This is a genomic window from uncultured Erythrobacter sp. (assembly GCF_947499705.1).
In the GTDB taxonomy this organism is placed as follows: domain Bacteria; phylum Pseudomonadota; class Alphaproteobacteria; order Sphingomonadales; family Sphingomonadaceae; genus Erythrobacter.
Genome location: NZ_CANMPJ010000001.1, coordinates 1,186,975 through 1,200,800 on the forward strand (window position 1 = coordinate 1,186,975; position 13,826 = coordinate 1,200,800).

At 58.7% G+C, this 13,826-nt stretch carries 18 protein-coding genes; 10 read left to right on the plus strand and 8 right to left on the minus strand.

Translation table 11 applies throughout. The annotated features are described in order from the left end of the window. The first annotated feature begins 34 nt into the window (after positions 1-34). From serB to Q0837_RS05475, 3 genes are all read left to right on the plus strand, one after another. Positions 35-859, plus strand: coding sequence for a phosphoserine phosphatase SerB (gene serB, locus Q0837_RS05465; protein WP_298469796.1), 825 nt, complete (start codon positions 35-37; stop codon positions 857-859). A 98-nt stretch (positions 860-957) separates the two neighbouring features. Next, entirely contained in the window at positions 958-1,833 is an 876-nt protein-coding gene (locus Q0837_RS05470; protein ID WP_298466221.1) for a hypothetical protein, read from the plus strand. 99 nt (positions 1,834-1,932) lie between these two features. After that, positions 1,933-2,766, plus strand: a complete 834-nt coding sequence (locus Q0837_RS05475; RefSeq protein WP_298466223.1) for a Coq4 family protein — start codon at positions 1,933-1,935, stop codon at positions 2,764-2,766. A 230-nt stretch (positions 2,767-2,996) separates the two neighbouring features. Here the strand turns inward: Q0837_RS05475 and Q0837_RS05480 are convergent, their stop codons facing one another. Next, positions 2,997-3,683, minus strand: coding sequence for a nitroreductase family protein (locus tag Q0837_RS05480; protein WP_298466225.1), 687 nt, complete (start codon positions 3,681-3,683; stop codon positions 2,997-2,999). 126 nt (positions 3,684-3,809) lie between these two features. Between Q0837_RS05480 and Q0837_RS05485 the strand changes: the two genes are divergently transcribed. Next, positions 3,810-4,628: a Coq4 family protein gene (locus Q0837_RS05485; RefSeq protein ID WP_298466227.1), complete on the plus strand. Its 819-nt coding sequence runs from the start codon at positions 3,810-3,812 to the stop codon at positions 4,626-4,628. A 4-nt stretch (positions 4,629-4,632) separates the two neighbouring features. Here the strand turns inward: Q0837_RS05485 and Q0837_RS05490 are convergent, their stop codons facing one another. The 7 genes from Q0837_RS05490 to Q0837_RS05520 are packed head-to-tail and all read right to left on the minus strand — an operon-like array spanning position 4,633 to position 10,394. Beyond that, the gene (locus Q0837_RS05490; protein ID WP_298466229.1) at positions 4,633-5,832 is read right to left on the minus strand and encodes a TCR/Tet family MFS transporter; all 1,200 of its coding nucleotides are present in this window, start codon (positions 5,830-5,832) and stop codon (positions 4,633-4,635) included. Between the two features lie 32 nt (positions 5,833-5,864). Beyond that, complete coding sequence (locus Q0837_RS05495; RefSeq protein ID WP_298466231.1) at positions 5,865-6,302, minus strand: DUF3052 family protein; 438 nt, start codon at positions 6,300-6,302, stop codon at positions 5,865-5,867. Then, positions 6,274-6,612, minus strand: a complete 339-nt coding sequence (locus tag Q0837_RS05500; protein ID WP_298466232.1) for a DUF6122 family protein — start codon at positions 6,610-6,612, stop codon at positions 6,274-6,276. Before Q0837_RS05500 ends, Q0837_RS05495 begins: the two co-directional genes overlap by 29 nt. After that, the gene (locus Q0837_RS05505) at positions 6,609-7,034 is read right to left on the minus strand and encodes a hypothetical protein (RefSeq protein ID WP_298466234.1); all 426 of its coding nucleotides are present in this window, start codon (positions 7,032-7,034) and stop codon (positions 6,609-6,611) included. Before Q0837_RS05505 ends, Q0837_RS05500 begins: the two co-directional genes overlap by 4 nt. Beyond that, a complete protein-coding gene (gene purL / locus Q0837_RS05510) occupies positions 7,031-9,283 on the minus strand; it encodes a phosphoribosylformylglycinamidine synthase subunit PurL (protein ID WP_298466236.1) in 2,253 nt (750 codons plus the stop codon). Before purL ends, Q0837_RS05505 begins: the two co-directional genes overlap by 4 nt. A gap of 16 nt (positions 9,284-9,299) precedes the next feature. Then, positions 9,300-9,974 carry a hypothetical protein gene (locus Q0837_RS05515; protein ID WP_298466238.1) on the minus strand — a complete coding sequence of 225 codons (675 nt, stop codon included), beginning with the start codon at positions 9,972-9,974 and terminating at the stop codon, positions 9,300-9,302. 18 nt (positions 9,975-9,992) lie between these two features. Then, the gene (locus Q0837_RS05520) at positions 9,993-10,394 is read right to left on the minus strand and encodes a DUF2177 family protein (protein ID WP_298466240.1); all 402 of its coding nucleotides are present in this window, start codon (positions 10,392-10,394) and stop codon (positions 9,993-9,995) included. A 63-nt stretch (positions 10,395-10,457) separates the two neighbouring features. Between Q0837_RS05520 and Q0837_RS05525 the strand changes: the two genes are divergently transcribed. From Q0837_RS05525 to Q0837_RS05550, 6 genes are all read left to right on the plus strand, one after another. Continuing rightward, complete coding sequence (locus Q0837_RS05525) at positions 10,458-10,727, plus strand: exodeoxyribonuclease VII small subunit (protein WP_298466242.1); 270 nt, start codon at positions 10,458-10,460, stop codon at positions 10,725-10,727. After that, positions 10,714-11,643, plus strand: coding sequence for a polyprenyl synthetase family protein (locus Q0837_RS05530; protein WP_298466244.1), 930 nt, complete (start codon positions 10,714-10,716; stop codon positions 11,641-11,643). Before Q0837_RS05525 ends, Q0837_RS05530 begins: the two co-directional genes overlap by 14 nt. Next, positions 11,640-12,110 carry a hypothetical protein gene (locus Q0837_RS05535; protein ID WP_298466245.1) on the plus strand — a complete coding sequence of 157 codons (471 nt, stop codon included), beginning with the start codon at positions 11,640-11,642 and terminating at the stop codon, positions 12,108-12,110. Before Q0837_RS05530 ends, Q0837_RS05535 begins: the two co-directional genes overlap by 4 nt. A 112-nt stretch (positions 12,111-12,222) precedes the next feature. Beyond that, on the plus strand, positions 12,223-12,483 hold the full coding sequence (locus Q0837_RS05540; RefSeq protein WP_298466247.1) for a hypothetical protein: 261 nt from the start codon (positions 12,223-12,225) through the stop codon (positions 12,481-12,483). Beyond that, positions 12,480-12,992 (plus strand): pantetheine-phosphate adenylyltransferase, encoded by a 513-nt coding sequence (gene coaD, locus Q0837_RS05545; protein ID WP_298466250.1) that lies wholly within the window; start codon positions 12,480-12,482, stop codon positions 12,990-12,992. Before Q0837_RS05540 ends, coaD begins: the two co-directional genes overlap by 4 nt. Before the next feature lie 111 nt (positions 12,993-13,103). Further along, on the plus strand, positions 13,104-13,802 hold the full coding sequence (locus tag Q0837_RS05550; RefSeq protein ID WP_298469799.1) for a peptidylprolyl isomerase: 699 nt from the start codon (positions 13,104-13,106) through the stop codon (positions 13,800-13,802). Positions 13,803-13,826: the final 24 nt, after the last annotated feature.

The following is a 13,826-nucleotide window of genomic DNA, read 5'->3' on the forward strand; positions in this document are numbered from 1 at the left end:
AGACTCAGCGACCTTGGAAACACGTCTTGATACGATGAGCGAGGCGCTGGCTGGAGAGGGTATCCGCATCGGGTCGGCCGCAATGCTCGATTTCGGCGCGGACGTGCTGCAATTGAGCTTCGCTGAAGCCAATCCTGCGCGCGTATTGGCGGCAATCGACAAACATTTCTCGCCCGCCGATATGCTTGTTAGCAGAGGCGAAATTGCCATTCCGCAGCTATTCGTCTCCGACATGGATTCGACCATGATCGGACAGGAATGCATCGACGAGCTCGCGGACTATGCCGGGATCAAATCGCAAATCGCCGAGATCACCGAACGCGCCATGCAAGGCGAACTCGATTTCGAAAGCGCGCTGCGGGAGCGAGTGGGACTGCTCGAAGGGCTCGAGGAAGAAGCAATAAGCCGCTGTTTGGATGAGCGGATCGAAGCCAGTCCCGGCGCCAAGGTGCTGACCGAAACACTCCGTAAGCATGGTGCGCGCACTGTATTGGTCACTGGCGGATTTCATCATTTTGCTGACGCGGTCGGCAAGCAGCTTGGGTTCGACCGCGTGGTCGGCAACCGGCTCGATGTGGCCGCGGGCAAGCTGACCGGGAAGCTGGCCGGTCCGATAACCGATTCTGCAACGAAAGCATCCGTGCTGGCAGAAGAGCTGGAGCAGCTCGGATCGTCAGCGCACAGCCTCGCCACCGGTGACGGCGCGAACGACATTTCGATGATCGAGGCAGCGACCTACGGCTTCGCCTACCGCGCCAAGCCAAAGGCGCGCGATGCCGCGAACGGGCGCGTGGATCGCGGCGATCTCACATCGATCCTGTCGCTGCTTGGTGTTCCGAAGACAGATTGGGTAACGTGACGCGGTAGGTATTGCTGCGGGGAGGGGGCTTTCGCCCGCTTCAACCATACGCGCCTAGCTCTGATCGCATCATTTGGTGCCCGAGAGGAGAACGGCCCGTGCCAGGATGCTTTATCGAACCGGATTCGTCGCTTGCGGGATTGGAGTCGCCGCATCTGAAGCTCGGTGTACCGATCCACTCTGGATACCAGGCCCTGTCCGAAGTCGCTCCGTTTCGCGGGCCCAGCCGGATTTTCGATGCGATTGCAGACCGGCTTGCGACCATCGACATGCCGTATGAGGACCAGTGCTCGATCGACTATTATTTCGATCTCGTCCGGGTCCTTCGCGACCTTAACGGAGAGTATGACCGCGTTGTCGAAGTCGGCGTCTATATGGGCGGAGCGTCGGGAATGATTGCAGGCTGCGCCGAGCGGTTCGATTTCGACATCGATCTGGTCGATATCCGCGCCAATAATCTGCAATTCTCGCACGAACGTATTCGCCGCGCTTTCCCCGAAGTTGCCGAGCGTGTGCGGCTGTTTCATGGCGATGTGCCGAGCTATGTTCGCGAGGTCATGCTCAAAGAGCGGGCGGGGCGCAGCATCGTTCACCACGACGGCGCGCATGCCTTCAACCCCGTGGTTTCCGATCTCACCGCATTGTCTTTTGTACGCCAGCATATCCATACGATCATCGCGCAGGACACGCATTTGCGCGGAACGCTGGACAACATGAACTTTGTCGATCTGGCTTTGAATGCCGTGTTTGGCCCTGACTTCAATTACATGCCGATTGGCAAAGTCTATGACGCCAACGACAACCGTACCGCCCCAAATCCTTATCAAGGCAATTACTTTTTGCCCGGCGTGGCGGAAGGAATGGTGCTGCCCATGGCGGTAAACAGCTTCCACTATCCGCACCCGAGTATGATATTCGAAGGACTGTTTGGACCGGGGGATGCGCCCAAAGAGGACGTGCGGGTCGCGGCCTAAAGAAAAAGAGTTTTGATTCGGGACCTGACTGTGCTATTTACACTTGTGTAAGTAAGCACTGCTATTCGAAAGCAGACCTCGGAATTGCAAGGCCCGCAAATGACAACCACGACCGACTACAGCCAGCTATTCGCCGAAGACGGCACCATTCTGCGCCATCCCGACAGACCTAAGCCGCGCTATTCCCCTACACGCGCGATCAAGAATTTCCGTCTGCTTATGAAGGACAAGGAAGACACCAGTCTGGTCTTCAAGATCTTCGAATCGCTCCCGTCGAAGGATTTTTTGCCGCGTGTCCGTGATCTCACATTGTCGGAACGCGGCCAGGCCTTGCGCTTGAGCGAACCATCGCTGCCCGAAATCCTCGACGATCATGCCGCTTTGCGCAAAACGCCTAAGGGCAGCCTTGGGCACGCATATTGTGACTTCATGGAGAGTGAAGGGCTAACTGCTGCGGGCCTCGTTGCCGAAGCGGAAAGCCTTGACCGTCCGAAATATGATGATCTGTTGCAATGGTTTATGGATCGCACCCGCGACACGCATGATCTCTTTCATGTGCTGACCGGCTACGGCCGGGACGCGCTGGGCGAACAATGCGTGTTGCTGTTCACTCACGGCCAGTCGCCCAGCCAAGGTCACCTGCTGATCGGATATGCGGGGGCGGCCAACATCAAGAAGATGGCTTGGGGCAGCAAGGCCCCGGTTATCGGTGCCGCCAATCAGGCCAAGCGCACAGGGAAAGGCGCGCCGCGCATGATCGAGCAGTCGATCCGCGAACTGCTGACAATGCCGATCGATGATGTCCGCGCAAAGCTGCGCATTCCCGAGCCAACGCAGTACCGCGAATGCCACCGCATTTGGCGTGAAGAGGGGATTGATCCCTACGATCTGCTCTCCAGCGAAGCGAATAACGGCGAAGCTGTTCCTGCATAATCTGAAGCTTCGTCGGCTGCGGCGAGGGCTTTCCTACTGATGCAAGTGGGTGGCATGGCGAGGCTATGTCCGCTGCCTTGCCCCCAATCGAAGTTGGAGAAGTGTCAACTTCGCAACCGTCCTGCAAACCTCTAAAGAAATTGAGGAAAGTGCGAGAACGGGCGCCTGACACACTGTCTATTGTGTCAGTTTCGTTCGCCAGTGCAGCACAGCCGCTTTGGGTCCAGGCTTCAGAGCCAGCTAGCAATCTGGCTCAGAGGTTTCTTCTTCAGCGCGTGTGCCGGAACCGTCGCGTCAGCGCTCGGATGTCCGACCACCACGATCATCAATGGCTTCTCCCATTCGGGCCGCTCGCACGCCTCGCGCAGGAAACCCATGGGGGAGGGCGTGTGCGTCAGTGTCGCGAGTCCCGCTTCGTGCAAGGTTGCAATCAGCATTCCGCACGCGATCCCCACACTTTCATTGACGTAGTAATTCTGCGTCTTTCCGTCCTCCTCGATGCCGCCTTTGCGCTGAGCAAACACGACGATCAGATAAGGCGCGGTTTCGAGAAAGGGTTTGTCGGCGTCGGTGCCCAGATCCTTGAGCGCGCCAAGCCATTCTTCGCTCGCCTTCGGATCGTCGCCATCCTCGCCGTAAAATCGCCGCTCTTCCGCCTCGGCGGCTGCACGGATGGCGCGCTTCTTTTCGGCCGATTCCACCACTGCAAAGTGCCATGGTTGATGATTTGCCCCGTTGGGCGCAGTTCCGGCAGCTTCGATCGCGGCCTCGATTACGGCGCGCGGCACAGGTTCGTCTATGAAGTATCGGCAGGTCCGCCTCTGCTTCAATCGATCGCGCAGCGACTGTGCGCGGGCGATGCTCTCATGTTCGGAAAGAGCCTCAAGCGAATAGGGGGTCGTTTCATGATCTCGCATGGGCACTCCTATCTGCTTTTGCCGCGCGGAAGTGAAGCCCCCGGCGACGGGACCTTGTGCAGGCGGTACTCTTCTGGACATGCTACTGACATGGGTGTAAATAGTGCCTGAAGAATCGAACTCTCGATGCTCATACTGGGACGCATGATGGCCGTACTTGATCTCCCTTTGGTCGCTGACGATCGTGACGTCACGGGTTTCAGGCCGCTCAAGGCTTTGCATCACTTTCGCAATCTCATCGCTGATAAGGAAGATACCAAGGAGGTGTTCTTCATTATCGAGGCGCTGAAGGGCCGGAAGGTCAGGCGGCAGGCCGAAGCATTCCTCCGCACTGATCGTGCGCGCGATTTCATGCAGCGCGAGGAACAGCTCGCGATTGCCGATATGCTCGACGATCATAATCGCTGGGCAGATTGCGGGCCGAACACGGTGGCGCAGAATTACATCCGCTTCATGAAGCGCGAGGGCCTGACCGCGAACGGTCTGGTCGACGAGAGTTATGCATGGCGTCCGCGTGAGGAACGTCCGGTCGATCAGGTCGAATGGTATCTCAATCGCCTGCGCGATACGCACGATCTGTTTCATGTGCTGACGACCTATGGGCGCGACGCTCTGGGTGAGGCGGCGTTGTTGGGCTTCTCCTACGAGCAAAACCACAATCTCGGCGTGAAGTTCATCGCCTATGCCGGCGCGCGGCAGATCAAGAAGGTGACCGGGACTTCCGCGCCGCTTTACGCTGTGATCAAGGAAGGTCGTAAGCTAGGCAAAGCAGCGAAGAAGCTGGCGCATATGGATGTAGAGGCGGTGATGCGCGAAGACATTAATGTCGTGCGCGAACGGCTCCGGATCGGCGTCCCCGTCGTCTATCGCCAGTGCCTGGCTCAGCTTGATGCCGAAGGATTTGCCGAGAAGGATCTGGGTATCGACGACGCTCAGACTGCGTAGGTTTTCAAGTCCTCACTGGCTTGGATTTGGGACCCATGCGGCGAATGTTCCTTGCTGCGATCAGCAGTCCGATCAGCGAAATCATTGCCGCCAACAGATAGGGCGCGCCCGGGAAGAACAGACCTGTGTCATCGGCATAGGCACCGAATGTTGCGGTCATGATGAGCGGGCCAATGATGCTCGTGATGCTCATCGCGCTCGCAATAGCGCCCTGCAACTCCCCCTGCGCATCTTCAGCGACCCGTTCGCTCATCATCTGCTGGAGAGCCGGGAAAGTAAGCCCGCCAAGGCCGCCGAACACGATACCCACGATCATGAACCAGCCAGACTGAGCAAAGGCGAAAAGATAGTAAGCCGGCATCGCCAGCAAGAATCCGAGAATGGCGGTGCGTTCAGGTCCGATTGCCGCAATCACACGGCCGGTCAGCCCGCCCTGCACAAAGGCCACGATAATGCCAAACAGCGTCACGCTCAGGCCGATATCCAGCTCGCTCCAATTGAACACCAATTGCGTGTGGTAAGACCACACCGACATTTGCGACTGCCCCGCCAGTTGCATAAAAAAGATCACGATAATGAAGCCGAGCACAATCGGATTGCGGCTCATCTGGATCAGCGTGCCGAGCGGATTGGCGCGTGCCATGGTGAATGTGCGGCGGCGCTCCACCGGGAGTGTTTCCCGCAGAAAGAAGTAGCCCAGGATCGCGCCGCCAATTCCAAGCACAGCGGCAGCGATAAACGGCAACCGCACGCCGAATTCTCCCAGGACACCGCCGATCGCCGGACCGATCACAAACCCGCTGGCCCCGGCTGCGCCAAGGATGCCAAAGAGTTTGCCCCGCTCATCAGGACTGGCGACATCGGCGATGCAGGAGTTTGCCGCAGCCCAACTCGCCCCCATGATGCCCGACAAGATCCTGCCTATAAAGAGCCAGAACAGGGTCGGTGCCCACGCCATGATCGCATAGTCGATGCCGAGCATGAACAGCGTGACAAGCAGAACGGGTCTGCGTCCGAAACGATCGGAAAGTCCGCCAATGACCGGCGCGAAAGTGAACTGCATGAGCGCATAGGCGAACAGCAACCAGCCGCCGATCTCTGCAGTCCGATCAAGGCTTTCGCCCGTGATCTCTTCGAGCAGACCCGGCAGCACCGGCACGATCAATCCGATGCCGACCATGTCGATAAACACGATCAGGGCCACGAAGATCAGTGTTGATGTTCGGCGAGGCGCGGTCAACGATCAGCCTTTGGGACTACGAATTTGAGGCCCGACCAGACTTCGTCGATGGCGCATTTTTTCGTGTCGACAAAACCAGCAGCAAGACCGACGCGCTGGACGGCGGCTTGATCGAGTTCTGTTTCCTGCCCTGAGCCTTTCTTGGGCCAGCTTACCCATACCTGCCCATCCTTGGCGATCTGCTGGCGAAGGTGGGCGAGCTTCTCGACCAGGTCGCTCTCTTCGGTAACGAAGATATGCGCTGCGTCGATACCCTCTGCCGGATCGGCAACGAAGCGCAATTCCAACGCATATTCGTCAATCTCGTCGATGATGCTCTCCGGCATGGAATCGAACCAACACACCTGTCCATCACGCAGGTTGAGCTTTTTGGCGAGCGGGGTTCCGGAATAGCCAGCGGTCATGTCACAGACCTTGCATGACACAGTCGCCATAGTCGACCGCGAGATGCCACAGCGCCCCGAGGCCAAATGCGCGAGCCCACCAGCGCGGTATCGCGAGCATTGCGATGTAGGCGAGGGCGGCTTCCCAACCATGCAGCAGGTGAAAACCGATGCTGCAACGGTTCGGATCGAAGATCGGATCAGCGAGCAGGTGGTCGAGGTCGATCAAGTTCGCAGCGGCGATCACGAGCCCGGCGCGTAGCCAGTTATGACGCCAAATCAGCCACCCAAATGCAAAAGGTACGAGCCAATGGCTACCGTAGTGCATGATCGGTTGGACTGAACCGAGCGCCTCGATCAAGAGGGCATCTCCGTCTCAACCGGCATCCAGTTTCTTGTCCGACGCGCGAGCCTATCGCCGGTTCCTTCACCGTCAAAATCGCTGAGCGCATCAGGTTCTGGCCAGTCCGTCCGTCCATCCAGACAGTTAAGATTGACTATGCCGTAGGCGGCTCCGTCGATTGTACATGTCGCGGCTACCAACACGCCGCAATCGGGGCAGAGCACAAAGTCAGCGGTCTTGGTGCCAAAGCGATAGCGGAGCGGTGTGGTGGCTGAAGTAAGCCGCAGTGTTCCTTTCGGATCGGCAAACCAGTTTGCTGGATGCTTGAGGCAAAAGTCACAGCCGCATTGGCGCGGCGAAATCTCGGTCAGCTCAAGCTGCGTCGCGAACGCCAGTTGGATCGTTCCACAATGACAAGAGCCAAGGTGAGTATGGCTCACCCCTCCATCCATTCCTTGAAAAAGCTCTCATGCGCGTGGCGCAAATCATCGAGCGACGCGCCCAGCACGCTCTCGCCGCCGACGGTCCCGATCCGGTGGAAACCGACCATTTCGGCTTCGGGAATTTCTGGTCCTTCGGCGACGATGCGGTTGAAGGCTTCGGCATGATCGGGCGAAACCGTGATAACATAGCGAGCCTGATCTTCGCCGAACCACCACTGGGCGGTCGTGTAAGCGTCATTTGCGGAAACTTCCGCTCCGACGCCGCCCGACATGGCCATCTCGGCCAGAGCGACTGCGAGCCCGCCGTCTGACAGGTCGTGCACCGCGCTCAGCAGACCTTCGGAGATCAGCTTGCGCACAATCTGACCTGCACCTCGTTCGGCCTCCAGATTAACCGGCGGTGCGCGGCCTTCGTCGCGACCATGCACTTCCTTGAGCCATAGGGATTTGCCGAGATGCGAGCGGGTTGGATCAGGCTTGGCCCAGAATTCCGGCGCGATGAGGTAGATGGCGTCGCCTGCGGCTTTGAATGCGGGCGTGACCATGGTTGCAGCGTCATCAATGATCCCGACGCCGCCAATAGCGGGGGTCGGGAGGATGGCGCTGCCGCCTCCGGTTGCCTTGCTTTCGTTGTAGAGCGAGACGTTACCGCTCACGATAGGGAAGTCGAGCGCGCGGCATGCATCGCCCATTCCTTCGAGCGCGTGGACGAACTGGCTCATGATTTCAGGGCGCTGCGGGTTGGCGAAGTTGAGGCAGTTGGTCACCGCCAGCGGTCGCGCGCCAACCGCGCAAAGGTTGCGATACGCCTCAGCAATCGCCTGTTTGCCGCCTTCATACGGGTCGGCATAGACGTAGCGCGGCGTGCAATCTGTGCTGATCGCCAGCGCTTTGTCTGTTCCATGCACACGAACCACTGCGGCATCACCGCCGGTCTGGAGCGTGTCGGCCATCACCTGGCTATCATATTGCTCGGCAATCCAACGGCGAGAGGCGAGGTTGGGGGAGGCTAGCAATTCCAGCAGGTCCGCACCCGGATTTTCGCTGTCAGGAACGTCCTGCATTGGCGTGATGTTCGCCCACTCGGCATATTCCGCCGTTGACAGGTAAGGCCGATCATATTCTGGCGCATCGGCGGCCAGCGGGCCGAGCGGGATATCGCACACGACCTCGCCATCGAATTCGAGCACCATGTGGCGGGTTTCGGTGACTTCACCGATGATTGCGAAATCGAGTTCCCACTTTTCGAAGATCGCCTGAGCCATCGCTTCTTTGCCGGGCTTGAGCACCATCAGCATCCGCTCCTGGCTCTCGCTCAGCATCATTTCGTACGGCGTCATGCCCTCTTCGCGGCACGGCACCTTGTTCATGTCGAGCCGGATGCCTGCCTTACCGTTGGTAGCCATTTCGACGCTGGAGGAGGTGAGACCCGCAGCGCCCATATCCTGAATCGCGACAATCGCATCGGTTGCCATCAGTTCCAGGCAGGCTTCGATCAGCAGCTTTTCGGTGAACGGATCGCCGACCTGAACCGTGGGTCGCTTGGCTTCAGCATCTTCCTCAAAGTCGGCGCTCGCCATGGTTGCGCCGTGGATTCCATCGCGCCCAGTTTTGGAACCGACATAAACAATCGGATTACCCACGCCAGTCGCGGCCGAGTAGAAAATCTTGTCAGTGTCAGCGACGCCAACGGTCATCGCATTGACGAGGATGTTGCCATCATAGGCTTCGTGGAAATTGGTCTCGCCGCCAACGGTCGGCACGCCGACGCAATTTCCGTATCCCCCGATGCCCGCAACCACGCCTTGGACAAGGTGCTTCATCTTAGGGTGATCGGGTCGGCCAAAGCGAAGCGCATTCATGTTCGCCACTGGGCGAGCGCCCATGGTGAAGACATCGCGCAGGATACCGCCAACGCCTGTCGCCGCGCCTTGATAGGGTTCGATGTAAGACGGGTGGTTATGGCTCTCCATCTTGAAGATGGCGGCTTGGCCGTCGCCGATATCGATAATTCCAGCATTCTCACCGGGGCCGCAAATCACCCAGGGCGCTTCGGTCGGTAGTTTCTTCAGATGCAAGCGAGAGCTTTTGTAGCTGCAATGCTCCGACCACATGACCGAGAAGATACCGAGCTCGACAAGGTTCGGCTCGCGGCCAAGGCCTCTGAGAACACGTTCGTATTCCTCCGGCGAAAGGCCGTGCTGCTCAACGATGTCCGGGGTGATTTCGGGCGTGTCTTGGGTCATGGCGAAACCCTCTAATTCACTCGCTTGGAGCCGCCAACCCGCCTCGGCGCACGAAGTAGCGGTTCTCCCCGACCCACACAGCAAATCCGGTCGCGACGGCGAACGCAAAGAGCGCCTGCACGTAGAGCATCATTCCCGCTTCCTTAGGCTCAGGACCAAACCAGTTGACCGCTTGAAATGCCAGCAACACTCCGATCAAGATCAACGGAGGACCAATCGGACCGCGAGAGCGGCGGATATAGAACACGAACGCGCCAAGCGTGATCAGCAACTCGAGCGGCATTGCGATGTAAGGGAAGTTCCAGAGGCCAAGCCCATAGGTCTCAGGTCCGCCTGCCAGTGTGAGGTCCGGCCTGTGTGTCAGCCAATCAAGCGCCCAGTGCGACAGCACTACGAGCCCAGCCAGCAAGCCGCCAAGCGCGTTACGCTGCCACAGCATCACCAGAAGCGCAAAGCCCAGTGCCCAAACCCCGCTTCCAGCAAGGCTGTGCGTGTAGGGCATGTGGTGAAAGTCGAGAGGAACCATAGCGGTCGCATCAGGATCGACCCGCATATTCTCGATCCCGAACATGGCGAGCGCAAAGAAACCCCAATCGACGAGCTGCGCTGCGACGAACATCGTCCCAAGTTTGGGCGCGTTAGGTCCAGCAGCGGCCGCGACAAATGCCGGTGCGAAATGTCCGATAAACATGGTGTGCCCCCGATACCCCTATTTTGCGATGCGCAACGTCACGAACGTCGCCGCCGCTGAAGTCGTGCCTGTCGCAAACATTCCCCATATGATGTCTGCGACTGTGATGTGCGTTGCCCAGACTTTGAAAACCGCCTCGCTGGTGAGATCAAAGGTCGCGTAGCACAGTCCGCCAAGCAGAACTCCATTGAGCAGGGCGGTGGAAACTTTTCCGTTTTCAAGACCCGGCTTGATCGCAAACCAAACCATCCCGGCGAGATATAAGAAATAGAACACCCCTGCTGCTGCGAGATTGATATCGGTCGCCATGATTTCGCCGATCGTTGGCTGGTACAGGTTTGGCCCGGCCCAGTTAAGCCACATGGCATCGAGCAGGCCGAACACCACTGCCGCCGAAAAGTAGGCGATGATCCACTTCATTTGCGATTCCCCGTTCGCGCTCAGCCTTGACCGGGCCGCGCGGCACGGTCAATGCTCCGAAGCATGGACGAGGGCAATGGTTCCGCTCAGCAAGCGGACAACATCGAACAGATGAGCTTCGAACAGGCGCTGCGTGCGCTCGAAGAGATCGTGACACAATTGGAACGCGGCGACGTGCCGCTCGACGATTCGATTACGCTGTATGAGCGCGGGGAGAAACTGCGCGCGGCGTGTCAGAAACGGCTTGATGCGGCGCAGGCGCGGATCGAAAAGATCGTGACCGGCGCGGACGGCAAACCGAGCGGTACCACGCCGCTCGATGCGGATCGCTGACGTGAGCGTTGCAGAGATCGAAGGCGATTTACTTTCCGAGGGCCTCAAGCGGGTCCAGCGCGAGGTGGACTCGACCTTCGACGCTTTCCTTACCGTGCCGGATGACACTCGTGCCCGGCTGGTTGAAGCGATGCGCTATGCGACTATCGGCGGCGGGAAGCGGGTGCGGCCTTTGTTACTGGTCAGCACCGCCGAGCTGTTCGGCGTGGACCGCACAGCGGCTCTTCGGGCGGGCACTGCGGTTGAAGCGATCCATGTCTATTCGCTGATCCACGATGATCTTCCTTGCATGGATGACGATGATCTGCGCCATGGCAAGCCAACCCTGCACAAGGCTTTCGATGAGGCCACAGCCGTATTGGCAGGCGATGCGCTGCATGCTCTCGCGTTCGAGATCCTGGCAGATCAGGGCACCAGCGCTGATCCCTTCACCCGCAGCGAGTTGATCGGAACACTCGGTCAGGCGAGCGGAATGAATGGCATGGCGGGCGGTCAGATGATGGACATGGTCGCGGATGAAGAGGGCGTCGATTACGACCTTCACACGATCACTCGTCTCCAGCAGTTGAAGACAGGCGCGTTGCTGGCCGCAAGCGTCGAGATGGGCGCAATTCTCGGCAAGGTGCCTCCTGAAGGCCGCGCCCACCTGCGCGCCTATTCTCGCGACATCGGTCTTGCCTTTCAGATCGCTGATGATCTGCTCGATGTGACTGGCGACCAAGAGAAAGCTGGAAAAGCGCTGCGCAAGGATGAGGCGCAGGGCAAGCAGACCTTTGTGACGCTGATGGGAGTCGATCAGGCACGCGACCAAGCCCGTGCGCTCGTCGATCAGGCAGTCGCGCACCTCGGCGGTTACGGCGAAGAGGCGGGCATGCTACGCGCGCTCGCCCGTTTTATCGTTGAGCGCGACCGGTGAGAACCGCGATCGGCGCGGTTTTGGTGCTGGCATTGGGCGCCTGCGACAACGCACCTTCTCAACCTGAGGCTCAGCCAAAACAGCCAGCTGCCGTGGGCAAGCCAGTTGCGTCGCCCCTCACGGGTGATGCAACCTCAGAGACCGAAACCTGCGAGCGTGATGCTGCGGGACAAGTCGCCTGCCTCAACGAGAAATTCGCGCTTGAACTCTGCGGTGGTGCGCAAGTGCTAGGATCGATGTTTCGCGAGAACGAAGCCGACGGCACATACTCGTTTCGGACCGCTTACGGCCTCAATGCAGACTGTCTCAGCGAGCTGAAAGACGCCGCCAGAAAGAACAGCTTTCGCGAAGGTGACAAAGGAGAACTGGTCGCCAAACCGCGAACCGGCTATCGCGAGACAATCATCATCGGCCTTCAGATTTCCCAGGACGGAACTGTGGTCGAGTGGGAGAGGACAAAGGAATGAGCGACCGTTGAATGTCTCGCAAACCCTCATTGTAGCTTGGGCTCTACTGGCCACCGCTTGTAGCGATTCTTCGGACGTTCCGTACGTCGAACAACTCGTCGATCGGTTCGATGTGCCGGCTTGCGACGGTGTAAGCTTCGTGAAAGCAGGCAAAGAGGCGAGTGTCGAGAATGGGCCGGTCTCGCGGGTTTATAGCGCCGATGGCCCGTGTATTGAGAATTTGAAGGATGCCTTCGCTATTATCGGTTTCGAAGAGATCGAACCTTCAGTCTACAAGTATCAGAGCGACCAAGGGTACCACGACGTCGTGAAGCTAGAACGCTCCGATGCCCATAAAGAGATGGTCATCAAGTGGGAGACATACGAGCAATGAGCACCCGCATCGGGATTTACCCTGGGACCTTCGATCCGATCACCCTAGGCCACGCCGACATTATCCGGCGCGGGGCCAAGCTGGTCGATAAGTTGATCATCGGAGTCACCACCAACCCATCGAAGAATCCGATGTTTTCGACCGAAGAGCGCTTCGCCATGGTCGAGCGCGAAGTTGCCAATCTCGGCCTCGACAATGTCGAAGTGGTCGGGTTTAACGCGCTGCTCGTCAAATTCGCGCAGAAACAAGGCGCCAGCGTGATCATCCGCGGCCTGCGCGCGGTGGCGGACTTTGAGTACGAGTATCAGATGGCAGGCATGAACCAGCAGCTCGACGAGACGATCGAGACCGTGTTCCTGATGGCCGACGTTTCATTGCAGCCAATCGCATCGAAGCTGGTGAAAGAAATCGCGCTATATGGCGGCGATATCACTCCCTTCGTCAGTCCTGAGGTGCGAGGCGAGGTGGTCGACCGGGTTGAGACTATTGGTCGTAAGGGCGACTATTGATCTGTTCGCCGTGCCGTGCACAGCTGTCGATGGCTTCCAGATCATTCATTGAAGTGTCAGCCTTGCGCCGTTACACCGCGCGCTAACTTGGACAACACCGTGAACCTCAACATGATCAAGACATTCTTCGGCGCTTTCGCCGCTCTTTCGCTGACTGCCATGCCGATGACGGTTTCTGCACAGCCTCTGCAAGACGAGGACGACGAAGAAGTCGTCTCCGAAACTCGGCAGACCTTTGTTCCCATCAATTACAATGCTGCCGAGGACCCCGAGAATATCTGGGTGCTCGATCTGTCGAACGGTGAGCGTGTTCAGATCCGGCTGATGCCGCAATGGGCGCCCGATCATGTCGAGCGGGTCAAGACGCTGACCCGGCAGGGTTTTTATGACGGCATCATCTTCCACCGCGTGATCGATGGTTTCATGGCGCAAGGTGGCGATCCGACCGGTACCGGGCAGGGCGGTTCAGAGCTTCCTGACCTTGAAGCGGAATTCAATCCGATGCCGCATGTGCGCGGCACCGTGTCGATGGCCCGTGCAACCGAAGAGAACAGCGCCAACAGCCAGTTTTTCATCGTCTTCTACCCGCGTTTCAGCCTTGACAAGCGTTACACGAATTTTGGTCGGGTCATCTCGAACATGCCTGGGGTCGACACGATCAATCGCGGTGAACCACCGCAGGAACCGACACGGATATTGCAAGCCTCGATGGCGAGCGACAATCGCCCGGTCCCACCACCACCCGCGCCGCCGCAGCCAGAGCCGACGATTACTGCCGACTTGCTCAGCGCGCCGCTGGAACAGCAATAGGGCTTCCCCGATTGCGGTGCGCAG